At 50.5% G+C, this 26,816-nt stretch carries 23 protein-coding genes, 1 tRNA gene and 1 other RNA gene; 20 read left to right on the top strand and 5 right to left on the bottom strand.

Translation table 11 applies throughout. From position 1 onward, the window contains the following. Positions 1-67: 67 nt before the first annotated feature. A complete protein-coding gene (locus AC0LWF_RS26730) occupies positions 68-337 on the top strand; it encodes an HPr family phosphocarrier protein (protein WP_090583454.1) in 270 nt (89 codons plus the stop codon). Positions 338-482: 145 nt separating this feature from the next. Continuing rightward, entirely contained in the window at positions 483-1,256 is a 774-nt protein-coding gene (locus AC0LWF_RS26735) for an SIMPL domain-containing protein (RefSeq protein ID WP_474654530.1), read from the top strand. A 68-nt stretch (positions 1,257-1,324) separates the two neighbouring features. Here AC0LWF_RS26735 and sda read toward each other — a convergent pair whose 3' ends face one another. The 3 genes from sda to AC0LWF_RS26750 form a co-directional block, all read right to left on the bottom strand. Further along, entirely contained in the window at positions 1,325-1,636 is a 312-nt protein-coding gene (gene sda / locus AC0LWF_RS26740; RefSeq protein WP_474654531.1) for a sporulation histidine kinase inhibitor Sda, read from the bottom strand. Between the two features lie 267 nt (positions 1,637-1,903). Beyond that, positions 1,904-2,485 (bottom strand): ATP-dependent Clp endopeptidase proteolytic subunit ClpP, encoded by a 582-nt coding sequence (clpP, locus tag AC0LWF_RS26745; protein ID WP_474654549.1) that lies wholly within the window; start codon positions 2,483-2,485, stop codon positions 1,904-1,906. A 355-nt stretch (positions 2,486-2,840) separates the two neighbouring features. Beyond that, a tRNA-Arg gene (locus AC0LWF_RS26750) sits at positions 2,841-2,915 on the bottom strand. Between the two features lie 239 nt (positions 2,916-3,154). Between AC0LWF_RS26750 and AC0LWF_RS26755 the strand changes: the two genes are divergently transcribed. From AC0LWF_RS26755 to AC0LWF_RS26800, 10 genes are all read left to right on the top strand, one after another. Then, positions 3,155-4,210, top strand: a complete 1,056-nt coding sequence (locus AC0LWF_RS26755) for a sugar-binding transcriptional regulator (protein ID WP_474654532.1) — start codon at positions 3,155-3,157, stop codon at positions 4,208-4,210. Between the two features lie 83 nt (positions 4,211-4,293). Next, positions 4,294-5,298: a type I glyceraldehyde-3-phosphate dehydrogenase gene (gene gap / locus AC0LWF_RS26760; RefSeq protein ID WP_090583465.1), complete on the top strand. Its 1,005-nt coding sequence runs from the start codon at positions 4,294-4,296 to the stop codon at positions 5,296-5,298. A 229-nt stretch (positions 5,299-5,527) separates the two neighbouring features. After that, positions 5,528-6,709 (top strand): phosphoglycerate kinase, encoded by a 1,182-nt coding sequence (locus AC0LWF_RS26765; protein ID WP_474654533.1) that lies wholly within the window; start codon positions 5,528-5,530, stop codon positions 6,707-6,709. A gap of 31 nt (positions 6,710-6,740) precedes the next feature. Beyond that, on the top strand, positions 6,741-7,493 hold the full coding sequence (tpiA, locus tag AC0LWF_RS26770; RefSeq protein WP_474654534.1) for a triose-phosphate isomerase: 753 nt from the start codon (positions 6,741-6,743) through the stop codon (positions 7,491-7,493). 3 nt (positions 7,494-7,496) lie between these two features. After that, entirely contained in the window at positions 7,497-9,029 is a 1,533-nt protein-coding gene (gene gpmI / locus AC0LWF_RS26775) for a 2,3-bisphosphoglycerate-independent phosphoglycerate mutase (protein ID WP_474654535.1), read from the top strand. A 138-nt stretch (positions 9,030-9,167) separates the two neighbouring features. After that, the gene (eno, locus tag AC0LWF_RS26780) at positions 9,168-10,463 is read left to right on the top strand and encodes a phosphopyruvate hydratase (RefSeq protein ID WP_474654536.1); all 1,296 of its coding nucleotides are present in this window, start codon (positions 9,168-9,170) and stop codon (positions 10,461-10,463) included. 165 nt (positions 10,464-10,628) lie between these two features. Beyond that, positions 10,629-11,396 (top strand): sugar phosphate isomerase/epimerase family protein, encoded by a 768-nt coding sequence (locus tag AC0LWF_RS26785; protein ID WP_474654537.1) that lies wholly within the window; start codon positions 10,629-10,631, stop codon positions 11,394-11,396. 99 nt (positions 11,397-11,495) lie between these two features. Then, entirely contained in the window at positions 11,496-11,630 is a 135-nt protein-coding gene (locus tag AC0LWF_RS26790; RefSeq protein ID WP_474654538.1) for a hypothetical protein, read from the top strand. A 54-nt stretch (positions 11,631-11,684) separates the two neighbouring features. After that, positions 11,685-14,042 carry an O-antigen ligase family protein gene (locus AC0LWF_RS26795; RefSeq protein ID WP_474654539.1) on the top strand — a complete coding sequence of 786 codons (2,358 nt, stop codon included), beginning with the start codon at positions 11,685-11,687 and terminating at the stop codon, positions 14,040-14,042. A 533-nt stretch (positions 14,043-14,575) separates the two neighbouring features. After that, positions 14,576-16,009, top strand: coding sequence for a leucine-rich repeat domain-containing protein (locus AC0LWF_RS26800; RefSeq protein WP_474654540.1), 1,434 nt, complete (start codon positions 14,576-14,578; stop codon positions 16,007-16,009). Between the two features lie 79 nt (positions 16,010-16,088). Here AC0LWF_RS26800 and AC0LWF_RS26805 read toward each other — a convergent pair whose 3' ends face one another. After that, complete coding sequence (locus tag AC0LWF_RS26805; RefSeq protein WP_474654541.1) at positions 16,089-17,015, bottom strand: AraC family transcriptional regulator; 927 nt, start codon at positions 17,013-17,015, stop codon at positions 16,089-16,091. Positions 17,016-17,162: 147 nt separating this feature from the next. On the opposite strand from AC0LWF_RS26805, the gene AC0LWF_RS26810 reads away from it, so the two are divergent. From AC0LWF_RS26810 to AC0LWF_RS26840, 7 genes are all read left to right on the top strand, one after another. Beyond that, a complete protein-coding gene (locus AC0LWF_RS26810) occupies positions 17,163-18,098 on the top strand; it encodes a phytanoyl-CoA dioxygenase family protein (protein ID WP_474654542.1) in 936 nt (311 codons plus the stop codon). A gap of 200 nt (positions 18,099-18,298) precedes the next feature. After that, a complete protein-coding gene (gene secG / locus AC0LWF_RS26815) occupies positions 18,299-18,535 on the top strand; it encodes a preprotein translocase subunit SecG (RefSeq protein ID WP_090583484.1) in 237 nt (78 codons plus the stop codon). Positions 18,536-18,756: 221 nt separating this feature from the next. Further along, positions 18,757-21,834 carry a ribonuclease R gene (gene rnr, locus AC0LWF_RS26820; protein ID WP_474654543.1) on the top strand — a complete coding sequence of 1,026 codons (3,078 nt, stop codon included), beginning with the start codon at positions 18,757-18,759 and terminating at the stop codon, positions 21,832-21,834. 88 nt (positions 21,835-21,922) lie between these two features. Next, complete coding sequence (gene smpB / locus AC0LWF_RS26825; protein ID WP_474654544.1) at positions 21,923-22,405, top strand: SsrA-binding protein SmpB; 483 nt, start codon at positions 21,923-21,925, stop codon at positions 22,403-22,405. Between the two features lie 215 nt (positions 22,406-22,620). Further along, positions 22,621-22,986, top strand: a transfer-messenger RNA (tmRNA) gene (ssrA, locus tag AC0LWF_RS26830). A gap of 263 nt (positions 22,987-23,249) precedes the next feature. Beyond that, positions 23,250-23,594: a hypothetical protein gene (locus AC0LWF_RS26835; protein WP_474654545.1), complete on the top strand. Its 345-nt coding sequence runs from the start codon at positions 23,250-23,252 to the stop codon at positions 23,592-23,594. Positions 23,595-23,630: 36 nt separating this feature from the next. Then, complete coding sequence (locus AC0LWF_RS26840) at positions 23,631-24,338, top strand: hypothetical protein (RefSeq protein ID WP_474654546.1); 708 nt, start codon at positions 23,631-23,633, stop codon at positions 24,336-24,338. Positions 24,339-24,445: 107 nt separating this feature from the next. On the opposite strand, the gene AC0LWF_RS26845 is transcribed toward AC0LWF_RS26840, so the two are convergent. Then, positions 24,446-25,294 (bottom strand): COG4705 family protein, encoded by an 849-nt coding sequence (locus AC0LWF_RS26845; RefSeq protein WP_474654547.1) that lies wholly within the window; start codon positions 25,292-25,294, stop codon positions 24,446-24,448. Positions 25,295-25,876: 582 nt separating this feature from the next. Between AC0LWF_RS26845 and AC0LWF_RS26850 the strand changes: the two genes are divergently transcribed. Next, entirely contained in the window at positions 25,877-26,188 is a 312-nt protein-coding gene (locus tag AC0LWF_RS26850; protein WP_474654548.1) for a hypothetical protein, read from the top strand. The last annotated feature ends 628 nt before the right edge of the window (positions 26,189-26,816 follow it).

The raw sequence follows: 26,816 nt of genomic DNA on the forward strand, positions 1-26,816 counted from the left end.
ATGTTAATATGACGTTTGTAAGTTTCTCAATCGTTGGATTGAATTTCGTATAGGGGGTAAGGTTTCCATGACAAGACACCCGGTTGTCGTTCGACTGAAAACGGGTCTTCATGCAAGACCAGCCGCACTTTTTGTTCAGGAAGCGAACAAGTTCTCTTCTGAGGTGTTCGTAGAGAAAGATGATAAAAAAGTGAATGCTAAATCGATTATGGGCATTATGAGCCTTGCAATCAGCTCCGGTACTGAAGTTACGATTAGTGCTGAGGGTTCGGACGCCGATCAGGCTGTAACCGCTTTAGTCAATTTGGTAAGCAAGGAAGAATTAGAAAACCAATAAGATCGGTTAACGATCACCATGAAGGAGCTCCCTTGCGGGGGTTTTTTCTATTTTCGGAACAAATTTCCGTGCGGGCCGCAACAAAGTTTTCCCTCGCAGCGTCTGAATAGATAGAATCGCAATAAGAAGATAAGGGGCGAGGGAAATGATGTGGAATCGGAAATGGGTGCTTGTGCCTGTGCTGGCGCTGGCAGTGGGAGTTGGAACGGTGTTTGGAGCGGCGGGTCATAACGGCAATGAGGTGTACGCAGTGGATAATAGCGTAATTGTACAGAAGAGCACAATTACGGTTGCGGGTTCAGGCAAGCTGCAGGTTACTCCTGACGTGGCTTATGTAAACGTTGCCGTGGAGACGCGCGCAACAACGGCGAAGGAAGCGCAAGCGCAGAATGCGAACCAGTTTGCCGGCTTGAAGAAAGTGCTGTTCACGACATACAAGATGGCGGAGAAGGATGTTAAGACGATAGGCTTCTACGTTCAGCCGGAATACACCTACGATCAGAAGACAGGTGAAAGCAAAGTGAAGGGCTATGTAGCGACGCATAGCGTTCAAATTACGACACGAAACCTAGATGGCATTGGCCAGCTGCTGGATGCACTATCCGCATCAGGCGCTAACCGTGTAGATGGCGTACAGTTTGATACCGAGAAGCAGGATCAATACGAGCTGCAAGCGCTGGATAAGGCAATGGCGAATGCTAGAGCGAAGGCCAATACCCTTGCGAAGGCAGCAGGCAAGCAAGTGAAAGAAGTCATCTCAATCTCGCAAAATAGCGTGAATTCTGGCCCGATCTACTACGGTCAAGGTGCAATGGAGAAGGCTGATATGGCAACATCGAGCTCGAATGCGCCAACAAGTGTAGAAACAGGCGTTATTAACGTCTCCACCGACATTACGGTCGTGTACGAGATGCAATAAGTTGAAACAGAAAAGGCAGGCCATTCTCCAGAAGGAGAGCGGCCTGCCTTTATTAAGTTGAAATACGCTTATGCCAGCGTCCTCTGATCGTCGCTAGTGGTTAAACCTCGCTGCTCGATGGCATGTTCAATTAGGGCAATGAATTCTTCGGACAAGCGCATGGCAATAGCTTCGTGGTAGACCTCAATGAGATGGGTATCGCTAAGAGGTCGCAGTAGGAGGGACTTGTCCTGAATCGGCAAGAATAGATTGTGTGTATCTCCAACTGTCGAATGTGAAAAACCTGGCTCATAGCCCGGTGAATACTGCGCGTATGCGCTTCCCGCATCGCCTGATCGAATAAAATTTCGCACGCTTGCGAATGGATTCGTAAGTTTCATGCGTGTGCAACTCCGTTATTATAGATTTCCAAAGCATAGCCTAAGGGACGGTGGATATGGAATCATTTAGTACATATTAACATGATTTTTATAGCCAGTCCGCACCGATTCAGCGCGTTAAATGACTATTGACACAACAATTGATTTATGGTATTTACTAGAAATTGCCTTAAACAACTTAGTGAACAAAGCAAAGAGCGACCATCCCGGGTGTTGGGATGGTCGCTCTTTCATATGGCATATCATTAGCTGGTTATAGCTGAGGGATTACATCTTCTCAATTACTTTATCAACTAGGCCGTATGCAGCAGCTTCAGCAGCTGACATGAAGTAGTCGCGGTCCGTATCGCGCTCGATCTTCTCAAGCGGCTGACCTGTGTTCGCGGATAGAATCCCGTTCAGTCTATCCCGCGTCTTCAAGATATGCTTCGCGCGAATCTCGATATCGCTTGCTTGGCCTTGGGCGCCGCCGAGCGGCTGGTGAATCATCACTTCGCTGTTGGGCAGCGCGTAACGCTTTCCATTCGCGCCTGCTGCCAGCAAGAATGCGCCCATCGATGCGGCCATGCCGACACAGATCGTCGACACTTGCGGCTTAATAAAGTTCATCGTATCAAAAATAGCGAAGCCAGCGGATACCGAACCGCCAGGGCTGTTAATGTAAAGTGAGATGTCCTTATCCGGATCATCGGCTGCTAGGAACAACAGCTGCGCGATAATGGAGTTTGCGACCATATCGTTGACAGGCGTGCCGAGGAAAACAATTCGATCCTTTAGCAAACGGGAGTAGATGTCGTAGGCGCGTTCGCCGCGGTTGCTCTGTTCAATAACCATTGGTACGAAATTCATCATTTCCATCGTAAGACCTCCTTGGGGAACATGGATTAAAGTAGTGATTCGTGTATTCATCATAACGGATTGATCAGGAAAAGTCAAAGATGGTCAAAGCATCGCAAAAGTCAGTTAATTTCACCGGGAAACAAGGTTACTTTGAGCTGGAATTGGAGATGCTGTATGAGGTGCAGGGCAGGGATATGCGAGTAACTACGCCTTCGCTAGTCTTGAGCGGAGTGGCGAATCGCTGTGTGCGGAGTTCCTTCAGACATGAGTAAGCGAGTCGCTTGTACATGCTGAATGAAAAGAAAGGACCCTCCGTTTAACGGAAGGTCCTTTGTTATGAAAGCATATGCTGATTATCGGTAAATGGCGCGCCCGCGAGGAATTGAACCTCGATCTCAGGCTCCGGAGGCCTACGTCATATCCATTGGACCACGGGCGCGTATTGTGACAGCGAAATTAAGTATATGTGATTGCTTGGAGAAAAGCAAGTGCGAGCCGGAAATAAAATTTGCAGAAATCGTGACGGTAAACGTTTTCACCGGGCAAAGTGATCTTGCCCCTGTCTGCAGTTTGGAGTACAATAAACGTGGGACTAAAAAAGTGCAGCCGGGACATTACGCGTCCATGCACTCGTCCCATGAATCGCGCTCTTTTCGTAACAGGAGTTGATGTTGAAGGATGCAATCTCTCATCGAAATACAGCAGCAGCTTCTGCCTGATTTGCTCGTTGTGATGAGAAAACGGTACCTCATACTCCGCCAGGTAATGCTCTCGGATATGATCGGCCGGCGCACATTAGCAGCATCATTGGATATGACAGAGCGTGTGCTCCGAGCGGAGACCGATTTCCTGAAGAGTCAGGGGCTTCTCATGATTGACGCGGCAGGCATGCGCATCAGCGAAGCCGGGAAGCGTCTGCTGGAGGATATGGAGCCGTTCTACAAAGCGATGTTTGGTTTGTCGGAGCTGGAAGAGCGAATCCGCCATTATTTTGGGCTGAAGCAGGTTGTTATTGTCTCTGGTGATTCGGATTCATCTCCGCATACGAAGCGGGAGCTTGGCAAGGCCGGATGTGCTGTGCTGAGCAAGTCGATGAAGCAGAATGATGTCATTGCCGTTACTGGCGGATCCACGATGGCACAGGTTGCGAATCAGCTGACGACACAAACGCCGTTCAAGGGCAATTGGTTCGTGCCAGCTAGAGGCGGACTTGGCGAAAGCCTCGATTATCAAGCGAACACGATCGCCTCGACGATGGCGAAACGTACCGGTGCGCAGTACCGGATGCTCCATGTACCGGATCATCTGGGCGAGGAAGCTTATATGTCCTTGATGCAGGAGCCGAACGTGAGGGAGATTGTGGAAGTGATCCGCAGTAGCCGCATCGTCATACATGGGATCGGGGACGCTATGGTCATGGCGCGTCGCAGACGCGTGGACGCAACAGTAGTAGAAGCAATGCATGCGGAAGGCGCGCTTGCGGAATCGTTCGGTTACTACTTCGACAGGAATGGTGCCGTCGTTCACAAGATGTTGACCGCAGGCCTCAGACTTGAGGATATTATGGCAACAGAAGTCGTCATCGCCATCGCAGGCGGCCGCAGTAAAGGCGAAGCGATTGCAGCGGTGATGCATTTCGGGCACGATGATGTGCTCGTCACAGATGAAGCTGCAGCACTCGAAATTGCAGCGATCATCGACAAGGAACAGCGAGAAGCAACAAGCACAAGCTAGTGATCTTGACGAAAGCAGCATAGGAACCAAGCTGCTCGCACTCGTCTTGAGATAAATGAAATTATGCCTAGGAGGAATTTACAATGGTAAAAGTTGGTATTAACGGATTTGGTCGTATCGGTCGTAACGTGTTCCGCGCAGCATTGAACAACCCGAATGTTGAAGTGGTGGCTGTTAACGATTTGACGGACACAAACACACTGGCTCACCTGCTGAAGTACGACACGACTCACGGTCAACTGGACGGTACAGTTGAAGCAAAAGAAGGCGCGCTGATCGTGAACGGCCGCGAAATCAAAGTTTTTGCTGAACGCAACCCAGAGAACCTTCCATGGGCATCTGTAGGCGCTGAAATCGTTGTTGAATCCACTGGTATTTTCACAGCGAAAGAGAAAGCTGAGCTTCACTTGAAAGGCGGCGCGAAGAAAGTTATCATCTCCGCACCTGCTTCCAACGAAGATATCACAATCGTAATGGGCGTTAACGAAGACAAATACGATGCAGCAGCTCACACTGTTATCTCCAATGCATCTTGCACAACGAACTGTCTTGCTCCATTCGCAAAAGTTCTTAACGACAAATTCGGTATCGTTAAAGGTATGATGACTACAATTCACTCGTACACGAACGATCAATCCGTTCTTGACGTTCCACATAAAGATCTGCGCCGTGCTCGCGCTGCTGCAGAAAACATCATTCCTTCTTCGACAGGCGCTGCAAAAGCGGTATCCCTTGTACTGCCTGAGCTGAAAGGCAAATTGAACGGTATGGCTATGCGTGTACCTACACCTAACGTTTCTGTAACTGACCTGGTTGCTGAACTGAAAGTGAACGTAACCGTTGAAGAAGTTAACGCAGCTCTTAAAGATGCAGCTAACACTTCCCTTAAAGGCATCTTGAACTACTCCGATGAGCCGCTTGTATCGAGCGACTACAATGGCGACCCTGCTTCTTCCACAATCGACGCACTGTCGACAATGGTTGTTGAAGGCAACATGGTAAAAGTTATTTCCTGGTACGACAACGAGTGGGGCTACTCCAACCGTGTAGTTGACCTGGCTGCTTACATCGCATCCAAAGGTCTGTAAGACATAGATAAGTCCCTTACTAAACGCGAAGGAGCTGCTTGCTGCAGCTCCTTCGCGATAGTTTGCGGGGCACAATAGCATCATCTAAACTTATAAATATAAACCTGCAGCAAACGCGGGATGGATAGCAAGTGGAGAATTTTTAATATACTTAGACCTTTATCCTGGGATGATTGGATAAGCAACATTCATCTTAGCGAACTTAGGTACCCCGGGAGGATTTCTACTTATGAACAAGAAGAGTGTACGTGACGTTGAAGTAGCCGGCAAACGCGTTTTTGTCCGCGTTGATTTTAACGTGCCAATGGAAAACGGTGCAATTACCGATGATACACGGATCCGCGAAACACTTCCAACCATTAAGTATTTGATCGAGAACGGCGCGAAAGTTATTTTGGCGAGCCACCTGGGACGTCCAAAAGGTCAAGTTGTTGAGAGCATGCGTCTGACAGAAGCTGGCGTGCGTCTGTCCCAATTGCTCGGCAAGCCTGTTGTGAAAACCGACGAAGCGATCGGAGACTCCGTGAAAGCGCAAGTAGCTGCTCTGCAAGAGGGCGACGTGCTGCTTCTGGAGAACGTGCGGTTCTACGAAGGCGAAGAGAAGAACGATCCGGAACTGGCGAAAGCTTTTGCCGAGCTGGCTGATCTGTTCGTGAACGATGCGTTCGGCGCTGCTCACCGTGCACATGCATCCACAGAAGGCATTGCTCACCATCTGCCGGCTGTTGCAGGCCTCTTGATGGAGAAGGAGCTTGACGTGCTTGGCCGTGCGCTGCTGAAACCAGAGCGTCCGTTCACGGCGATTGTCGGCGGTTCTAAAGTGAAAGACAAGATTGACGTCATTAACAAAATGATCGAAATCGCGGATAACATCATTATCGGCGGCGGTCTGTCCTACACATTCTTCAAAGCGCAAGGCCATGAAATCGGCCAATCGCTGTGCGATAACTCCAAGCTGGATCTGGCGCTCGAGTTCATCGAGAAAGCAAAATCCCTTGGCAAGCAATTCCTGCTGCCTGTTGATATCGTCATTACAGACGAGTTCAGCGCGAAAGCAAACACGCAAATCGTTGAAGTTGACGGCATCCCGGCAGATTGGGAAGGCATCGACATCGGACCGAAGACTCGTGAAATCTATGCGAACGTGATCAAGGAATCCAAGCTGGTCGTTTGGAACGGACCAATGGGCGTATTCGAGATCGAGCCATTCTCCCATGGTACACTTGCAGTAGCTCAAGCTTGCGCAGAGACTTCCGCTTATACCGTAATCGGCGGCGGCGACTCGGCAGCAGCTGCAGAGAAGTTCGGCCTCGCTGACAAAATGGATCACATCTCCACTGGCGGCGGCGCATCTCTTGAATTTATGGAAGGCAAAGCGCTTCCGGGCGTTGTTGCATTGAACGATAAGTAAGAAAAGTTTAACGCTAAGGAGCGATATCGACATGCGTACACCGATTATTGCAGGCAACTGGAAAATGTTCAAAACGGTTTCGGAAGCAACTGCGTTCTTCGCTGATGTGAAAGGCAAAGCAGAAGTGAGCGGCGTAGAAGCAGTTATCTGCGCACCATTCACGACGCTGCCAGCGCTTGTTGAAGCGGCACAAGGCACAAGCATCGCCATTGGCGCACAGAATCTTCACTTCGAGGACAACGGTGCATTCACAGGCGAAATCAGCGGCGTTATGCTGAAAGACCTGGGCGTAAAATATGTGATTATCGGCCATTCGGAGCGCCGCGCATATTTTGCAGAAACGGATGAGATCGTAAATAAGAAAGTGCAAGCTGCATTCAAGCACGCCCTTACTCCAATCGTATGTGTTGGCGAGAAGCTGGAAGAGCGCGAAGCAGAACAAACGAAGAGCGTTTGCCAAGTGCAAACAGAAGCGGCTTTTGCTGGCCTGTCAGCGGATCAAGCGGCTGAAGTGGTCGTTGCTTATGAGCCGATCTGGGCAATTGGAACAGGCAAATCGTCGACAGCGGCAGATGCAGAGGACGTTATCGCGTTCATCCGCGACGTTATTGCTGGCCTGTACGATGCGGCTACAGCGAATGCGGTTCGTATTCAATACGGCGGCAGCGTGAAGCCAAACAACGTAAGCGAATATCTTGGTCAATCCAATATCGACGGCGCTTTGGTCGGCGGTGCAAGCCTTGAGCCTGCATCCTTCATCGCATTGGTCGAGGGGGCGAAGTAAGATATGACAGCACCTGTAGCTCTAATCATCCTGGACGGATTCGGTCTTCGTAACGATGTGACGGGGAATGCCGTAGCACAAGCGAACAAGCCGAATTACGACCGCTACTGGGCAACTTACCCGCATACGACACTGACAGCTTGCGGCGAAGCGGTAGGCTTGCCGGAAGGTCAAATGGGCAACTCCGAAGTCGGCCACTTGAACATCGGTGCTGGCCGGGTTGTCTACCAGGATCTGACTCGCATCAGCAAGTCGATCCGCGATCTGGATTTCTTCGATAACGAAACACTTAAAGGCGCGATTGCGCATGCGAAAGCGAAGGGCACGAAGCTGCACCTGTACGGACTGCTGTCCGACGGCGGCGTTCACAGCCACATCGCTCACTTGTTCGCGCTGCTTGAGCTGGCGAAGAAAGAAGAGTTTGAAGATGTCTACATTCACGCGTTCCTCGACGGACGCGACGTATCGCCTGACAGCGCAAAAGGTTATCTGGAACAGCTTACAGCGAAGATCGAAGAAATTGGCGTAGGCCGGATCGCGACCGTTCAAGGCCGCTACTACGCAATGGATCGCGATAAGCGCTGGGAACGTACGGAGAAGTCCTACCGCGCCATGGTATACGGTGAAGGTCCTCAATATACTGACCCGATCCAAGCGGTTGTAGAATCGTACGAGAAATCGGTATACGACGAGTTCGTCATGCCGACGGTTATCGTGAAGGAAGACGGTAGCCCGGTTGGCGTTGTTGAGTCGGATGATGCAGTTATTTTCTTTAACTTCCGTCCTGACCGTGCTATCCAGCTGTCGCAGGTGTTCACCAACACCGACTTCCGCGGCTTCGACCGTGGCCCGAAAGAACCCAAGAACCTTTACTTCGTCTGCTTGACACTGTTCAGTGAAACGGTAGGCGGATTCGTAGCGTATAAGCCTAAGAATCTCGATAATACACTCGGCGAAGTGCTTGTACAGAACAACAAGCGCCAGCTGCGTATTGCCGAGACGGAGAAGTACCCGCACGTGACGTTCTTCTTTAGCGGCGGACGTGACACGGAGCTGCCAGGCGAGACGCGTATTCTCATTCCTTCCCCGAAGGTTGCGACTTATGATCTTCAGCCGGAGATGAGTGCGTATGAAGTAGCGGCAGCTGCGGTGAAAGAAATCGAAGCGGACCGTCAGGATGTTATCATCTTGAACTTCGCGAACCCGGATATGGTCGGTCACTCCGGCATGCTGGAGCCGACGATCAAAGCGGTAGAAGCAACAGACGAATGCCTGGGCAAAGTCGTTGAGGCGGTTCTTGCAAAAGGCGGCGTCTGCCTTATTACAGCAGACCACGGAAATGCCGATATGGTTATTGACGAGAATGGTCGTCCGTTCACGGCGCATACGACGAATCCGGTTCCGTTCATCGTAACGAAGCAGGTTGGACCACTCCGCGAAGGCGGTATTCTCGCTGATATCGCACCGACAGTTCTGGCGCTTGCCGGGCTGCAGAAGTCGGAAGAGATGACTGGCACATCGCTCGTGCAAGGCTAAGCGAGTGTTATTCAAGAAATACAACTAAGCAAGTTTACTATTATCCTTTATGCGGTGAATAATTGAGGTCGCTTAATTTGATTAGCACCGCACGAAGGCTACATTACACACAACCCACATTGAAGGAGTGTTTCGTACATGTCTATCATTACTGACGTTTATGCACGCGAAGTGCTTGATTCCCGCGGTAACCCTACCGTTGAAGTTGAAGTTATGCTGGAGTCCGGCGGCAAAGGCCGTGCAATCGTTCCATCCGGTGCTTCCACTGGCGCATACGAAGCGGTTGAGCTTCGTGACGGCGACAAATCCCGTTACCTCGGTAAAGGCGTTCTGACAGCAGTCGATAACGTAAACACAATCATCGCTCCTGAGATCATCGGTCTGGACGCGCTTGATCAAGTATTGATCGACCGCAAAATGATCCAACTTGACGGAACACACAACAAAGGCAAGCTCGGTGCAAATGCAATTCTTGCGGTATCGATGGCTTGCGCACGAGCAGCTGCTGACGCACTTGATGTTCCTTTGTACACATACCTTGGCGGATTCAACGCTAAGACGCTTCCAGTTCCAATGATGAACATCGTTAACGGCGGCGAGCACGCTGATAACAACATCGACGTTCAAGAGTTCATGGTTCTGCCAGTTGGCGCAGAAAGCTTCAAAGAAGCTCTTCGCATCGGTACAGAAATCTTCCACAACCTGAAATCGGTTCTGAAAGATAAAGGCCTGAACACTGCAGTTGGCGACGAAGGCGGCTTCGCTCCGAACCTTGGTTCCAATGAAGAAGCGATCACAACGATCATCTCCGCTATCGAGCGCGCAGGCTACAAGCCAGGCGTTGACGTATTCCTCGGAATGGACGTTGCTTCCACTGAGTTCTTCAAAGATGGCAAGTACCACCTTGAAGGCGAAGGCCGTTCGTTCACTTCCGCTGAATTCGTTGACCTGCTTGCTTCGTGGGTTGAGAAGTACCCAATCATCACAATCGAAGACGGCTGCTCCGAAGACGACTGGGAAGGTTGGAAATTGCTCACTGAGAAATTGGGCGACAAAGTACAACTCGTTGGCGATGACCTGTTCGTAACGAACACAGAGCGTCTGTCTGACGGTATCGACAAAGGCGTAGGTAACTCGATCCTGGTTAAAGTTAACCAAATCGGTTCCTTAACTGAAACATTCGATGCAATCGAAATGGCAAAACGCGCTGGTTACACAGCTGTTATCTCCCACCGTTCCGGTGAATCCGAAGACAGCACGATCGCAGACATCGCTGTTGCGACAAACGCTGGCCAAATCAAAACAGGCGCTCCGTCCCGTACGGACCGCGTTGCGAAATACAACCAATTGCTTCGCATCGAAGACCAATTGGGCTCGACTGCACAATACGCAGGTAAAAGCGCGTTCTACAACTTGAAGAACTTTAGCAAGTAATTCGAGTTTGCTGGATCGTAATACCAAAATGACAAAAGAATGTCCCAAAAGCTGATGTAGTTTAAGCTCGGGCGTTCGTTATAATTAGGGGAGAGAAGACATGGCGCAAGACGTGTCACTCTCCTCTTTTTTGTATCCAAAATAATCGATTATGAGGTGGAAGCAGTGGCAAAACCAGTTGTCGCTTTACAGTTGTATACGCTCCGTGATCAAACGGAGAAGGATTTTCTCGGTACGATCCGCAAGGCAGCGGAGATGGGCTATCAAGCGGTAGAGTTTGCAGGCTACTTCAACACGCCGGCGAAAGAATTGAAAGCGCTTCTGGATGAGCTTGGCTTGCAGGCGCCTTCTGCGCATGTTGGTTTGAACTTCGGCGAGCCGGAGAACATTGAGGCAGATCTCGCGAAGCAAATCGAATACGCAAAGGAGCTTGGCCTCCAATATATAATTACGCCTTGGGCTCCATTGCCTGAGAACCCAACGATTGACGATGTGAACAGACTTGCAGGCATTCTCGAAGCAGCGGGCAAGCAAGTGAAGGAAGCGGGCCTTATCTACGGCTATCATAATCATGATTTCGAGTTCAAGCTCGTTGACGGAAAGCCAGTCATCGACCTGCTGTTAGAGAAGGTTCCAGCAGAGTATCTGCAAGCGGAATTTGACTTCGGATGGGTGCATATGGGCGGTCAGAATCCGGTCGATTATGCAACTCGTTATGCAGGACGCGTGCCTCTGGCGCATTTCAAAGATTTCGGCGACGGCCGCAGCGACACTGAAGTGGGCAAAGGCATTGTCGATCTGAAAGGCGTGCTGGACGTTGCGGAGCAAGTCGGCATCCAGTACGTAATCGTGGAGCAAGAGCAGTTCGCGAATTCTTCGCTGGAGAGCGCGAAGCTGAGCTTGGAGTTCTTCCGCGAGAACGGATATTTGTAAGAGGCGATAGGTAATAGGTAGATAACTGGCCCTGAGGCTTGGGAGGATGGATCTCCTTAGGCTTCGGGGCTTTTTGATTGTTCTAGGGAGGGAGGCGCTATGGGAAAGAGAGTAGTAGGCTCAACTCAATTTATGAAGAAACGTGATGCGATCATGGAGATGAAAGTGGAGGAGCAGACTGCGAGGAGATGCGGGATGAGTCTTGCAATTGGAGGTAGAGCTTCGATGCGGTAGTATGCTATAGTGCAACAAGTAATACTATCTACCGGAAAATGGGAGCGTCGCTTCATGAATTTCGTCCTTGTTATTGTGCTAGCTGTTTTGTTGCTCGTGGGGGGCTTTAGGCAGGGGCTGTTTTTTGATTCGGATTTCTACGGTGCCGCGATTGTTGCCGCGGGCCTGTTTGTCGTTGTTTCAGCTGCGTTGCTATTGAAGCGGCGCTGGACGTGGAGCGGAGTAAACGGATGGCAAGCGCTGCTTGCGCTGCTGCTGCCTGCGGCATATGCCGCTTCACTGCTTCACGCCGAGAACGCGAAGGCGACGGTGGATCAGATCGTACGGTTTACGTCGTACGGCTGCTTCTTTTTGCTGCTGCGCGGCGCTATGGCGCGGGCGGATGCTGTTCGGAAGCTGCTGCCTGGCATGCTGCAGGCTTGCGGCGTTGTATTTGGCGTTGCAGCCTGGCTCGGGTATGCGGGCTGGCTGCCGGCAGCGGGTACTGTTGTCGCGGGGCGCATGGCCGGCACGCTGCAGTACCCGAATGCTTTCGGCGCCATGTCTGCGGCGCTGCTGCTGTTTGCGATGCTGCAGCTTACGGGCAGCAGCATGAAGGGAAGCAGCTTAAGGTTGAGGCTGCTGCAGGCTGTGCCGCTTGGCGTACACGCAAGCGGCTTGCTGCTCTCGCAATCGCGCGGGGCGATGCTCGCTGCGGCGGTGGCTTGGCTGTTCGCCTGCGCGCTGCTGCCGCTGGCGCGCCAGCTCGCCCTTAGCGCGGCTACGCTTGCCGCGCTCGCGTGCGCCTCGGCGGCGGCGCTGCTTCTGCCGCCGCCTGGGGCAATGGCGGCGGCACCCTCCGCCGCCGCGCCGCTCTTGCTGGCGGCGGCAACGCTAGCCGCCGCATGGCTCGGCGCAGCCGCTGTGCGCGGCATCGCCAGCGCCGAAGCCGCGCCGCGCTTCGCGCGGGTTGCCGCGCATCCTGCGGCGCGGCTGGCCGTGCCGGCTGGCGCGATGGCGCTTGCGGTGCTCACCGCGCTGGACCTGATGCAGCACGGCTTGCTGTACGCGAGCCTCCCTGCATCGTGGCAGCAAAGCATTGCTGCTCTCGCGCAAACCGGTACGCTGCGCGAGCGGTTCATCATGCTGCAAGATGCTCTCGCTATTGTGCGTTCCTCGCCTCTAATCGGACACGGCGGCGGCAGCTGGCGTGTCCTCTTTACACAGGTTCAGCAGACGCCTTACGAATCGGGCGAAATCCATAACGGCTGGGTCGAGTGGCTCGTTTCTACAGGGCTCTTAGGCTTCGCGGCATTCATCAGCATCCTTGCGGTCGCATTCACCGCCTTATTCCGACAGTGGAGGCGCAAGCCCGAGGAACCAATTACGCTGGCGGCAATATCAGCTTTGCTGCTTATTCTGATGCACAGCTGCACAGACTTCGACTTTGCTTTCGGCTATGTTTGGCTAATGCTGATCGGGCTAGCTGCTGGGGCACTGCCAGTGTTAGGCGAGCATTCTTTTGAGGCTGCAGATGCTGCTTCGCATACGTCAGCGAAGGTGACTCCAGCCCCGATCTGGCAGCGTGGTGTCAAGCTCGTGCATGTCCTAATCGCGCTCGCAGTTTGCTTCAGCGCAGCGGCATCTCTAACGGCCGATGCTGTCTACGGACGGCTAACGGATCGTACAGACGCGGTCGATGCGATCGACATCTTGGACCGGTCGCTCATGTTCGATCCGCTGAACTCCCTGCGCGAGCTACAGCTTGCTGGCGTGCATGCGGTCCGCTATGCGCAGCAGGGCAGCGAGTTGGCGGACGAAGCTGCCGCCACGGACAGAGCGCTGCAGCGAGCCATCGCGCTGCAACCGCATGACGCCTCGCTGCTGCAGCGCAGCGCAGCGATCTATGAACAAGTAGGCACAGCGGATAAGGCGCTGCTCTTGTACGAACAAGCTTCGCAGCTCGACCCATTCAACGCTGCGCTATACGGCGATGCAGCTAAGCTTCGCTTGAACAACGCCGTACTCGCAGAGCAAGGCGACGCAGCGCAGCAGTACGAGCTGCTGCAAGCATTCCAGCGCTACGAGCGTAATCGCGACGTGCTGGTACAGTTTCAAGCTCGCATGCCAGAGGCTGATTGGCATGCATTCAATGGCCGCGGCTTGCGGATCGATACCGCCGCCGCCTATTATGGCGCCATTGCGGCGTACATGCTCGGCCGCAACGAAGAAGCCGCCGCCGCGATAACAAGCGGCGACTTCCAAGGCAATGCGGAGCTTGCGACAGAAGCGAAGGCGCTTCATATCGTCGTTCTGCGCAAGCTCGGAAATCAGGAGCAGGCAGACAAGCTGTATGAGGAAGGGAGTGGAGAAAACTCCACGCTCGATGAATATATCGCAACCTTCGAGACACTCGTTCCAACGAAAGATTAAGGATGCTAATTTTCCTTGGCTGTTGCCTATACGATTGTAGTCGCCGCGGCTGGAGTAACATCCAAAGTGCTCATCCATATTTTTCAAGAGTGCTCTAGATAGAATTTTTTTGACTTCCTCTAGGGCACTTTCTTTCTTTTGCTCTAGAGAAGCTAACGAACCGTAGACGTCTTATTAGTCCAACATGACTCGTTTTTGAATTCTAACGAATCATAGAAACGCTATTCCGGCAAAATCAGCATCTTTCGAATGAAAAAGTGGCGAATAGCGCCGCTGGAGTTCATTACACTTTTTTGAGAACCCAATTTGCCCCGATAGGGTGTCTAGGATTCGTTAGCCAAGTGAACAACCAGTATCTGTTGTGTTGTCCGTTGTCTGTTAGCCGTTGTCCGCCAGCCGCCAGTCAGAGGACAACCGTGGCCCCGTACAAATCTATTGTCTGAATATATCGAATATGAGGAAAATAATTGACAGTATGTGTCAATATTCATAGAATGGAAGAAAATACTAGGAACATAGAAGGGGAATATCGAATGAATTTGAAGCTTTCGACCCGCATCGGCCTGGGTGTCTCGGCGTCTGTGCTGGCATTCGGTGTGACGGCTTATGCTGCTTCCGCCATTTTTCCAGATGCGAACTTGAACAAACTTGTAACGGAATCGATGGGCAAGAAGACTGTAACCGCTGCAGATGTTGCTTCCCTGGGGTATCTATCCGATTACGACGGTGCTGCGAAGATTAAGTCTCTCAAAGGACTAGAGAAAGCGACAAACCTTGGATCGCTCAATCTCAATGGCAACCAGATCTCGGATTTGACTCCGCTCAAAGGGCTGACGAAGCTTGAGTATCTCTTCCTTGGCAGTAATCAGATTGCAAGCGCGGCACCAGTTAGCGGTTTGTCGAAGCTCGTATTGCTGGACCTGAGCAAGAATAAGGTGACGGACGTGGCGCCTCTGAAGAGCTTGAAGAAGCTCCAGACGCTCGATATCTCGAACAACGGCGTTAAAGATATTTCCCCGCTTGCTTCGCTGACCGGGCTGCAAATTTTCCATGCTGGAGGCAACAAGCTGACGGACGCGAATGCGGTAGCAGGTATGTCCAAGCTTGGCGAGCTCGACCTATCGAATAACCAACTGAAATCGATTAAATCGTTGCAGAACTTGAAGAATGCACGCGCCATTCTGCTTGGTGGCAACAAGTTCGGCGACCTGAGCGCTGTAACGGCACTTGGTGCGAAGAAGTCGGTTACAGATTCCACTTACTTATGGCTTGATGTGAAACAGAACGGCCTTACGAAGCTAAGCGGCATTGAGAAAATGACCCGTCTTGAGCAGCTCGACGTCAGCTTCAACCAACTGACTGACATCTCGGGTATCGTGAAGCTGATGCAAGCACAGAAGTCATATCCATTCCTGAACCAGCTGAACCTCAGCGGCAACAAAATTACAGACATTAGCGCCCTGTCTCAGGTTGCGCGCAATCTGAACACGCTGAACATCAAAGGCAACCCGATCAACCTCAGCTCGCCAGCGGTGCAGAAGCTGTTCAAGCAAATCGAGCTGAATGGCGGAACGGTCGTTGCTAGTAAGCCGGTGGTGAAGGATTCCAAAGCGGCTGTTATGAAGCTCATTACCGTAACGGGATCCCAGAAATACGAGATATACTACAGTGGGGGTACCTATTACAACATTCCTGCTAGCTTGAATCCGATGTCCTTTGTCTTCAGTCTGTACAAGTCGCGAAATGAGGATGGCACTGCAGCTGCCGACCCTGCGAAGCCAGGCACGCTTACGCTGAAAGTATCGCAAGCGCTGCTATACAATACCAATTCCGCGAAGCTCGCGATCTGGTACCAAGGCGGCGGCAACAAGTGGGTCAAAGTCGGCGGTAACTTCGACAAAGCGAATCACACCATTACGGTACCGCTTAAGAATAGCGGCAATTACGCAATCCTTGAAAGCAAATAGACCGTTACTTATCTAAAAGTAAAAACCGGCGTGTCCTTAGCTCCATTGCTGAAGGTGCACCGGTTTTTTTCGCGCTTGCCTAAATAAAACGGGACTGTTTGCGAAACCGCCCCGGCGGCATGCCAGCATGCTGCTTGAACCACTTCGTGAAATTGTGAATGGTGCCTGCCCCGAGCTCATCAGCAATTGCGAACAGAGACAGCTCCGAATGCGTGAGCAGCTCCTTGGCGAGTCGTAACTTGCAGGTGATGAAGTAATCATGTGGGGTCATACCGAGCTCGGAGCGAAACAATCTGGCGATATGGTCTGGATGATAGGCGCTCCATTGGCCAAGCCAGTTATGGTTGTAACGTTCATGTGCATGCTCGGCGAGCTTCTTCGATATGGCGCTAATGAGAGGGGATGTCGTTTTGCTCGATATCTCGCGCACCTCGTGCTGCTTGATTGCGGCGATCAGCTCAAGCAGCAAGCCGTTTAGGAGCGGTTGCTTGAATTCACGCTCTTCCATACTATAAGCTTCCGCCAGCCGGATGAAGCGGGGCTCGAACCGATGCGTCGGCAGCTGTCTGAGATCGCCTATGAGCAGGCAGTCAGGAGATTGTCCATCCACGTCACCGATCAGCATCCGGTTGTCTTTCTTCGTATCTATGGCTGGTTCGAACTTAGCATCGCGGATGATAAGTCCCGAACCACGGCGTTCTTGGGTAAGAACTGGTAACCAGCTAAAGTGCAGGCCATAGAGAAGGAAGGGATCGGCTTCATCGGCAATAAAGTGGTGCACCGTATCCGGGCCGTAGTAGAACAGGCAGCCGGGTGAGGCATCATAGCTGTCATCTTGAATCCAGGCAGTCCCTTTACCTGCTGCGACGAATAAAAACTGATGCTCTTCAATGATACGCGGTCCAAAAGCAAAACCAGGCAAGCATTGCAGTCGATTCGCGTAGTGTACAGAGGGCCCAAGGGACTGCCAGGGGATAGATTGTGGTTTAGGCATATAGTCAGGCATTGGAATAGGCGCCTCCTGCTCACTCGAAAATGTCGGTTAAAGTTAAAAATACGTCGAGCGCTCATAAATACAGCAGCTTTAGCTAGAGCATACAATGAGATTAGAAGGTCGGCAATCGACAATTCGCTTGAAGGGGGATTTTAGCGTATGGATCCTGCAATCAAACCGGCTACACGAGCGTTCGAGGATGCAACGCCGCTGCTTGCGGCACCGGAGGAGCTGCGGCTTGAAGCAGCCAAGAAAGGCTATCTGTTCTTCAAGCATTTCTTCACACGCGAGGAGATTATGACGCTTCGCCTCCAAATTCTGAATGTACTTCAAGGGGAGAATTTGCTCGATCCGTCGATGCCGCTCCTGGAGGGCTATGGCAATCAGCCGCTTATCGACGTCATGACGATGGAGGAGCTGAACTGGAATGGAATTGGAACGACGCAGCAGGTTTATCATAAGGTGCAAAAGCTGGAGGCATTCCATGCCTTTTCCCACCATCCGAAGTTAATTGGGCTGTTCGATACGCTGTTTGGCGAGCGAACATTCCCGCATCCACGCAACATCGCGCGCATTATGCTGCCAAGCGACAAGCTGAACGTGACGCCGCCGCATCAGGATTTTCTCCATATCCAAGGCAGCAGCAATACGTGGACCTGTTGGGCGCCGATAGGCGACGTTCCACTGTCGTTAGGCTCGCTCTCGATTCTTGAAGGCAGCAATGACGGTGGTCTGCTCCAAGTAACAGGGAATCCGGGCGCCGGCGGACTCGAGTCCATTCTGTGCGGGCTTGGCTATGAGTGGGCGGCAGGCGATTATGAAGCGGGAGACATCGTTATTTTTCACAGTATGACGGTGCATAAGGCGCTTCCGAATCAATTGCCCGGACGCGTACGGCTATCGCTTGATCTTCGTTTCCAGCCGGCTAGCCACCCGATCGAGAATGCTTCGCTGCTGCCGCATGGCCCGTTTGAATGGGATGAACTGTATGAGGGGTGGACGAGAGAGGACTTGCAGTACTATTGGAAAAAGGAGCAATTTACGTTTCTGCCGTTCGATGAGAGCATCCGTTGGCAGAAGGACAAAATTTGCTAGGGCGAGTATCGCAGAGCTGTACCTCTGCTTTAGCTTGTATTCGCTTCCTTGCTATGCTACAATAATAATGCTGTTTCTAGGTCTTGTCCCCTACTTGCGACAAGGCAGCGGCAAACAAGCGAAAATGGCTAACTTCGTCTTTATGGCGGCCCTAAGCCAACGTTTCGACAAATTTGCTCCTTGTGCAGGAGGTGGAACTTATGGCAATTGCTTTTAAAATTGTGCTTATTATTTTTGCGCTTGCTCTAATCTCTGTTGTTCTTTTGCAGAAAGGTAAGAGCGCAGGGTTGTCGGGTGCTATTTCCGGCGGTGCTGAGCATTTGTTCGGCAAGACGAAGGCACGCGGACTCGATCTGTTCTTGCAACGTCTAACAATTGTGGTTGCAGCGGGCTTCTTTATTACAGCACTCGTTGTTGCATACTTGGTTAAAGTTTAATGATGAAAGCAGAAAGCGGGCTTATGGCTCGCTTTTTTTGTTGCCTGGTTTTCGTGGAATAATGTTACAGATTCGTGCTGCAGGTGAAAAATGTTAATTTTGCGGGGTTGTCCGCGGATGCTGACCGCCCCTTTCGTGTATACTATATAGTATATGAGAATCTATCAACCGACGGCTGCATATGGGATTGACGGCATCGCGGTACATGAGGTGAGAAAGTTATGGTAATAGAGCAGCAGCTGCTGGCTTACATGCGTGAACCGGCGTACAAGCCGATGACCTACCAAGAGCTTGATAAGCAGCTGGGCGGGGGAGGCAATGCGGAATCGTTCCGCAACTTCCTGGTGGTCTTAAATGAGCTGGAGAATGAAGGTAAGATTGTACGGAATTCCAGTGACCGCTATGGCCTTCCTGAACGAATGAATTTAGTGCGCGGGCGTATTCAAGCGCATGCAAAAGGCTTTGCCTTCCTCATTCCAGAGGATAAAACGCACGGGGATGTATATATTGGGGCGCATGATCTGATAAGCGCGATGAATGGAGATATCGTACTTGTCCGCGTGATATCGCGCAGCGAGAATGGCGGACGTATGGAAGGCGAAGTTATCCGCATCGTGGAGCGGGCGGTTACGCAGATCGTCGGGACCTTCCAGAATCATGAGTCGTATGGCTTCGTGCTGCCGGATGATAAACGGATTAATCGGGATATTTTTATTGCGAAGGATCATTTTCTCGGCGCGGTGACAGGACAGAAGGTTGTCGCGAAAATTTTGACCTATCCGGAAGGACGCTCGGCCGCTGAAGGCGAGATTGTTGAGGTGCTCGGTCATAAGGATGACCCGGGCATTGATATTCTGTCGATTATTCGCAAGCATCAGCTGCCGGAAAGCTTCCCGGTTGATGTGATGGCCGAAGCTGAAGCAGCTCCGGACTCCATCACGGATGACGAGATTGTGCGCCAAGGGCGACGCGACCTGCGCGATAAAGTGATCGTCACCATTGATGGTGAGGACGCGAAGGACCTTGACGATGCGGTCAATATTGAGCGCTTGGATAACGGTAACTACGTGCTTGGGGTTCATATCGCAGACGTTAGCTATTATGTGAAGGAGAACTCGGCTCTTGATCAAGAAGCGTATCGCCGCGGTTGCAGCGTATACTTGGTCGATCGGGTTATTCCAATGTTGCCGCACCGACTGTCGAACGGGATTTGTTCACTCAATCCACAGGTCGATCGGCTGACGATGTCTTGTGAGATGGAATTCGATGGACAGACGCTGAAACGTGTTCGTCATGATGTGTTCACGAGCGTTATTCGGACGAAAGAACGGATGACCTATACGAATGTACGCAAAATTTTGCAGGGCGAAGATGAGGAAGTAACGGCGCGTTATGCCGACCTCGTTGATACGTTCAAGCTCATGGAGGAGCTTGCGACAAGGCTGCGCGGGAATCGGATGAAGCGCGGCGCAATTGACTTCGACTTCGTAGAGTCCAAGGTCATTGTCGATGAGACGGGCAAGGCGGTTGATATCGTCAAGCGTGAGCGCTCCATCGCAGAGTCCATCATTGAGGAGTTCATGCTTGTAGCCAACGAGACGGTTGCGGAGCATTTCTACTGGCTGAAGGTGCCGTTCCTGTATCGGACGCATGACAATCCAGACCAAGAGAAGCTGCTGAACTTCGTGCAGTTCGCGGCCAACTTCGGGTATACGATAAAAGGTAAAGGCGGCAGCGTCATTCATCCGCGTGCTTTGCAGACATTGCTTGAAGATGTGCGCGGTTCGAAGGAGCAAACCGTTATTTCAACGGTTATGCTGAGGTCAATGAAGCAAGCCAAGTACGATGCCGAGAGCCTTGGGCACTTCGGGCTTGCAGCGGAGTTCTACTCGCACTTTACTTCGCCGATTCGGCGTTATCCCGATCTTGTCATCCACCGCGTTATGCGAGAGGTGCTTGAGAACGGTGGAACGCTGCCGGATGCACGCCAGGAATCACTGGCGGCGCGGATGCCGGATATTGCACAGCAATCCTCGGAACGCGAGCGTCTTGCAGTTGAGGCGGAGCGGGATACAGAAAAACTGAAGAAATGTGAATATATGCTCGACAAGGTCGGCGAGGAATTCGACGGCATCGTCAGCAGCGTAACGGGCTTCGGCATCTTCGTTGAGCTGCCGAGTACGGTTGAGGGACTTATTCGTCTGAGCGATCTCTCGGACGATTATTATCACTTCCACGAGCAGCACATGCTGCTCATCGGCGAGCGGACGTCGAAGACGTACCGGATTGGCGATGAAGTGCGCGTGCGCGTGGAGCGGGTGAATATGGATGAGCATACGATTGATTTTGCGATGCTCAAGAATTTAAGCGCGGACGATGCGGATCGTGCCCGCGAGTACGGTTTGATCGGCCGCGGCGCAGGCGGCCGTGGCGGTTCTCGCGGCGGCGGCGGTGGCCGTGAGCGTGGCGGCGCAGCCGCATCGGCGCGCAGCGGAGGCGGGCGCGGTGAGCGCGGAGGCCGCGCAGGCAATGGCGCGCGCGACGGCAGCGATCGCGCGGGCGGTGGCGGTGCGCGTGGAGGAGCCGCACCGGCGGCGGCGCGCGAAGCGAGCGCGGGCGTGGGCCCGCGCGGCCGCGGCAAGCGGCGCGGCGGCGGAGCGCCGAGCGCGGGCGAAGCCGCGCGGGGCGTGAGCGGCGCAGGCGCAGCGGTGCCGGCGGCGGAGCAGCGCAGCGGCAGCAGCCGCAGGCGCAAGGGCCGCGGTGGCAGCGGCGGCGAGAGCGGCGCGGCCGGCGCGGTGATCGCGCCTGCGCAGCGCGCGAGCGATTCGCGTGCCTGGAAGCCGGAGGATGATTACAACATCGACCGTCTGCTCGGCAATGATCGCAGCGGCGGCGAATCCGGCAGCGGTGAGAATAATGCTGGCGCCAGTGGCGGTGCTCGCAAAGTTCGCAAAGATATGTGGGGACTTCCGATTAATAATGCCGGCTCCCTGAAGGACTACGGTGAAGATCCGGATCAATCCTGGTCCTCTCGCAGTCGCGGAGATGGCGGCAGACGCGGAGGCGGTCGAGGTGCCCGCCCGGGCGGCAATAGTGCCAGCCGTAATGGCGAAGGCGCCGGAACTGGCACGCGCCGCAAAAACAAAAGCGGCACTGGCGGCGGTGCTTCGGCTCCGAAGCCTGCAGCTGCTGAAGGCTCAAGCGGCAATAACAATGGCAATGGCAGTGGCCTTGGCCAGCGTAAAAAGAAGAAAAAAGGCAATTCTACCGCAGCATTCGTGCGTAAGAATCGCGTGTAATTGATTTCATGATGTAAAGTTGCTACAATGGACTCCTAGCCTAGGTTAGGAGTCCGTTCATTTACGCTTTTGGGGAGAGGTGATAGGCATGGCAACCAAGAAAAGTGATGGCAAACAGCTCGCACAGAATAAGAAGGCTTCCCATGACTATTTCATCGAGGAGACCTTCGAGGCGGGCATGGTGTTGATGGGAACGGAGATTAAGTCGCTGCGGACAGGCAGAGCGAACATTAGTGATGCATTCGCGACCATTCGTAACGGTGAGATTTTCATTCACAACCTGCATATTAGCCCATTCGATCAAGGGAACCGAAGCAACCCAGAGGATCCGACACGGACGCGCAAGCTGCTCATGCGTAAGACGCAGATTCATAAGCTGCTCGGCCAGTCGAAGCAAGAAGGCTACACGATTGTGCCGCTTAAGATTTATATTCGCAATGGTTACGCGAAGCTGCTGCTCGGCCTTGGTAAAGGTAAGAAGCAGTACGACAAGCGTGAATCGGCAGCGAAGAAGGATGCGCAGCGTGATATCCAGCGTGCACTGCGTGAGAAACAGAAGGTCGCTCGTTAAGACAGTTTCAGGTTGGAATGTAAGGTGATCGTCGCCAACACTTCCAACAACACGTTGTCTCAAACTCGCTGCATCTGTGTTATACTAAGTAAGCAATGAAGGAAAGAAACATGCTCACCTGATGTGACCGCCATTTAGCAAGATTGATAGGCAGTTACAGTCGACAGAGCGTCTTGCCTGCTAAACGGAACGTATGGAGCCGTTTATGCAATATTGGGGGCGTTTATGGATTCGACGGGGATAGTTCGAGCATGGGTCGCGGGTAGCAGGGAGTCGTCTGCTTCATCAACGCTAAAGCCAATTAAATGGCAAAACACAAAACAACTACGCTTTAGCAGCTTAATAACCTGTTAGCGTGCTCCTACCTAGCATCGCCCATGTGACTAGACTAGGGGCTAACCAGTAGTGGGATACGCCGCTTCGGTCTCCGCCTGGGGTCGACGGAAGAAGATAATCAGGCTGACCCAACGCGTAGTCGGTTACGGGACGACGCTCGGGTGACATCAATACCGTGACTACACCCGTAGAAGCCTGTGTGGCGTTGTCTTCGGACAGGGGTTCAAATCCCCTCGCCTCCACCAATCATGTGAGAGAGCACCTTAATGGGTGCTCTTTTGCTTTATAATTCAGGTTGTCTCGTACTATACATGGTGGTCGAACCACTTGATATTGCGGGAGTTTTACAGGTGTATGATATCGAATCCGAGCAAGCCTCTCATTCTATGCACACCCCAGCAACACCAGCACCATAAATTGAGATGCAATCATAGAACGATTATTTCATGTATTGGATTTGGATCAAAACTAAATAGGTCTTATCAGGTATCAAAGTGGAGGTGGAGAGATGTTTGTATTCAATGAAGAAATGCATGCTGTTAAAGCCGAAAAGTTATTTAAGAAGGGTTCAACAGGCGAAGAAATCGGTAATGTGACTAGATCGGCTCTGGCTTCACTGCGGCTTGCAATTAAGGCGTACTTTGAAACTTACTACATATGTAATAAAAATAATGTATCTTTAACACTTGATCCATCACATCCTTTTTATGATGTAGAGAAGGGTCGTGAAAGAGATCTTTGTAATAATCTTGATTATCAAGAGAAATATATGCAATGTATTTTTCACTTTCACCATTTCTTTGAGTTATTCCTCAAGGATTTGCTAAAATCTAAACATGAATATTTAGCATAGAAAATAACTCTAGATTCAAGAGATGCGTCACAGATATTGGATATTATCAATAATAACGTATCAGCAACGGATATGTTACATGATAATACAGTTGAATTCGATGTTGCACTAAGCAGAGTTGTTTCATTAAAGGAATCGGATCAAGTATCGGGAATAATTAGCCAACATCAAGCTACCCTAAAAACACTCAATATGTTGCGTAACCGAGCTTGGCATAGAGGGTTACTAATTCTTCGAATTACAGCGCTTGATGATTTGATATCAAAGAATGTGTTCCCACTGTTAATTGAACTTATGAAGGAAAGTTCATATAAGGGAACAGAACGATATTGGAAATACCGCACTGCTCAAGTAGATCCTATTGAAAAGATTATTGAACATTCGACACGAAATTATAGAGCACTTATTTTCTTTAAAGCATATGGCTTAGCGTGCTATAACCTCCCAAACATGAAGTGGCACATAGAGCTTGACGACACTATAGACAAAGCCAAAGCAATAACTAATACCTTGCATAATTTACAAGTACACAAGTGCCTTGTTTGCGAAGAGGAAACAAGGCTTGTTAGTACAGAAGATGATTTTGATACAGATAATGATGGAAATCCAGTAGCAGGTTGGTGGAACACAACAACTGCGGAATGCCTGAACTGTCGCTTTTCAGTCTATCCTGATGTCGGTGAACCAAAGGATTATGGAATCGGTTCAAAGATACTGTGGGAAGCAGGAAGCTATGATTTTTAAAATTTCGAGAGCCACCAAATTGATGGCTCTTACTTCTCAAAAAGTTATTTTTTCGGCCATTCGGCTTTAAAAAGGGCGCAGAAGGATGCTTGTCCCACCTAACGGTGTTATGCCGCTGCCGAGTCAGAGGAATCAATCAGTTTCTTAGGCTTCGCATACTCAATAGCAATACAGATAATAAGGGCAACCAATAGAATGCCGGAGGCAATTTGCGTACCATGATTTAAACCGAGTCCGCCTTTGTCATGGGGCTTAATCAAGTAATCCCCAAAAGTTGCTCCGAAAGGACGTGTCAATATGAAAGCTAGCCAGAATAGAACGACTCGATTTATTTTTGTAAACCAATAGGCGAATAGAATCAATACAATGAGTCCGCCCGTCAGCATTGCGCCTTGAGCAATTGTGAGTCCTAAGCCTTGCTCCATGAAGCTTCCGCCGCCAGCCAGCTTACCGACGCCCTCCTGCTTATGCGATAGAAAGTCCCCCGCTGCTGTGCCTAATGTGTTGGAAACGAGAATGGCAACCCAATAAAGGACTTCGACTCTTTTGGTCGCCATTTTTTTAACATTCAGATTCGGTTCAATGAAATACCAGGCGATAAAAATGACGACCAGCAGGCTGACTAAAAGACCGGCACCTTTCATATATCCTAATCCCAATGAACGGTCCATATAGTCGGAGAATGCTGTGCCTGCAAGACTGGTTGATAAAATAACAGTCCAATAAACAGGAGACACGTACTTCTTAACAAGTAGCTGAATCGTTAAAAATACAATAAATATGCCAATGAAGAATAAGAAAGGTGTGAGATAATTATCATCCGATCCAGGAACCGTGATTAAATCACTGCCGGTTTCCCCCAATGTTGTTGCCGCGATTTTCATAATCCAGAATAGAATCGCTAGTTGAGGGATCTTGTTAATTGATGAGCTCGCTACTTTTTTAGCAGTTTCCAACAAGACCGTTCTCCCCCTTCAATTCGAACACTTCATGAGAAAATAAACACATTGCACAGTCTCTCCTCTTCTAAGGTGATTATTGTAATTCAAGTATGAATGGTAGCATATAATAATAATCAGACTATTAACCAACTATTAATTTCGCTTAATAAATTGTTTATCATAATTAAGGACTTCGAGGTGGAGATCGGGGATATAAACGGCGGGATGGAGATTGACGGTAAACTGGGTTTCGACTTCATTCAAGATTTGAGTTTCCTATTTCCTTTTGTCAATTGAAGCAGCCGATTAAAGTATAAATCGACCAATAATGAGATAAATCCTTTAGACTTCTTAGATACTAATCAGTTTATTCGTTTTGCCAAAATGTCCAGATAAGAATTAACTATTCTGGTGGACTCCTTAAAAAAAGAGTCGATTTTCCTGTATATCGGTGTAGTACATTTTATACGAGTCGCGGAGTAATGACTTTCGAGTATTAATACGCAGATAGACACGTGTAAAGTACACTCAAACCCTTATACAGCAAGGAGACATCTTGTTTCCAATTTCACAATGTTGGACAATGAGATCAGGGAAATGTATTCCACTAATTCAAGTGATGGATCCGTAGCAGCTGTAGGAATTGATGAACCCATTCATGTCTTAGAGAAGTATCAAGCTAACTTGAGCGATATGGAGTTAGCCAAGGAGTTACTTACAGCGCCATTCGAAAAACTAGATGGAGAACAAGAGCGGTATTTACACAACGCTCTATCGTTTAACCTGATGATTGATGCAATTAAGAGAAAAGAGTCATATGAAGCACTCTATTATTGTAGAAGAGCTTTCGATCTTTCAGATTCGGGAGTAATGAATCAGGCCTTTTGGTCAGCATATATATATATATAAAATCAGGGGAAGTTGGTAAAGCATTAGTGCTTTATCAAAACAATATAGAAATTGATTCCTTCTATAAAGATATAAATGCATATAACGGTATTTTTTACTCCACTTCATATGATATGGCTGTAACTAAAGTTGAATCACTGAAGTACTATTCATTAAAATATCAAGATGTATCACCATTCTTGGACAAGCTTACGGCGGAATGAGAGTAAGTTGAAAAGTGAAGAGAATCATATTTACGATAACCAAGTAAAGCGCTCATGTCGAATACGACAGGGCGTTTTTAATTGAGTTTTTAGGCAACGACATAGAGCCCGATAATCGAAAAGAAAAAACTTTAAAATAATGCTTGCAATCTATTTGTGATTCATGATATATTCTAATTCCGGCCGGGAGGTTGGGACGAGAAATAAAGAATTTTGTTCCTTGAAAACTGAACAATGAGCGACCTGTCAAAAGGTCATAAAATACGTCGAAACGTCGATCGCCTTCTGGCGAAAGTGTTTCTGACGAGCTAGTTTTTTGAATGAGCTAACAAGCAAATTCATTTGGCGCAAATGGCTCCGCCATTTCGCCTATTATGGAGAGTTTGATCCTGGCTCAGGACGAACGCTGGCGGCGTGCCTAATAC

This window comes from Paenibacillus sp. sgz302114, from assembly GCF_056120345.1.

Excerpts from the sequence above, each read along its gene's own strand:
- tpiA (WP_474654534.1), top strand. The coding sequence starts at position 6,741 with ATGCGTACACCGATTATTGCAGGCAACTGGAAAATGTTCAAAACGGTT.
- AC0LWF_RS26765 (WP_474654533.1), top strand. The coding sequence starts at position 5,528 with ATGAACAAGAAGAGTGTACGTGACGTTGAAGTAGCCGGCAAACGCGTT.
- AC0LWF_RS26805 (WP_474654541.1), bottom strand. The coding sequence starts at position 17,015 with ATGCCTGACTATATGCCTAAACCACAATCTATCCCCTGGCAGTCCCTT.
- AC0LWF_RS26795 (WP_474654539.1), top strand. The coding sequence starts at position 11,685 with ATGAATTTCGTCCTTGTTATTGTGCTAGCTGTTTTGTTGCTCGTGGGG.
- AC0LWF_RS26755 (WP_474654532.1), top strand. The coding sequence starts at position 3,155 with ATGCAATCTCTCATCGAAATACAGCAGCAGCTTCTGCCTGATTTGCTC.
- AC0LWF_RS26790 (WP_474654538.1), top strand. The coding sequence starts at position 11,496 with ATGGGAAAGAGAGTAGTAGGCTCAACTCAATTTATGAAGAAACGTGAT.
- smpB (WP_474654544.1), top strand. The coding sequence starts at position 21,923 with ATGGCAACCAAGAAAAGTGATGGCAAACAGCTCGCACAGAATAAGAAG.
- gap (WP_090583465.1), top strand. The coding sequence starts at position 4,294 with ATGGTAAAAGTTGGTATTAACGGATTTGGTCGTATCGGTCGTAACGTG.
- clpP (WP_474654549.1), bottom strand. The coding sequence starts at position 2,485 with ATGAATTTCGTACCAATGGTTATTGAACAGAGCAACCGCGGCGAACGC.
- AC0LWF_RS26835 (WP_474654545.1), top strand. The coding sequence starts at position 23,250 with ATGTTTGTATTCAATGAAGAAATGCATGCTGTTAAAGCCGAAAAGTTA.
- AC0LWF_RS26800 (WP_474654540.1), top strand. The coding sequence starts at position 14,576 with ATGAATTTGAAGCTTTCGACCCGCATCGGCCTGGGTGTCTCGGCGTCT.
- secG (WP_090583484.1), top strand. The coding sequence starts at position 18,299 with ATGGCAATTGCTTTTAAAATTGTGCTTATTATTTTTGCGCTTGCTCTA.
- rnr (WP_474654543.1), top strand. The coding sequence starts at position 18,757 with ATGGTAATAGAGCAGCAGCTGCTGGCTTACATGCGTGAACCGGCGTAC.
- AC0LWF_RS26735 (WP_474654530.1), top strand. The coding sequence starts at position 483 with ATGATGTGGAATCGGAAATGGGTGCTTGTGCCTGTGCTGGCGCTGGCA.
- AC0LWF_RS26850 (WP_474654548.1), top strand. The coding sequence starts at position 25,877 with ATGTATTCCACTAATTCAAGTGATGGATCCGTAGCAGCTGTAGGAATT.
- sda (WP_474654531.1), bottom strand. The coding sequence starts at position 1,636 with ATGAAACTTACGAATCCATTCGCAAGCGTGCGAAATTTTATTCGATCA.
- AC0LWF_RS26810 (WP_474654542.1), top strand. The coding sequence starts at position 17,163 with ATGGATCCTGCAATCAAACCGGCTACACGAGCGTTCGAGGATGCAACG.
- eno (WP_474654536.1), top strand. The coding sequence starts at position 9,168 with ATGTCTATCATTACTGACGTTTATGCACGCGAAGTGCTTGATTCCCGC.
- AC0LWF_RS26730 (WP_090583454.1), top strand. The coding sequence starts at position 68 with ATGACAAGACACCCGGTTGTCGTTCGACTGAAAACGGGTCTTCATGCA.
- gpmI (WP_474654535.1), top strand. The coding sequence starts at position 7,497 with ATGACAGCACCTGTAGCTCTAATCATCCTGGACGGATTCGGTCTTCGT.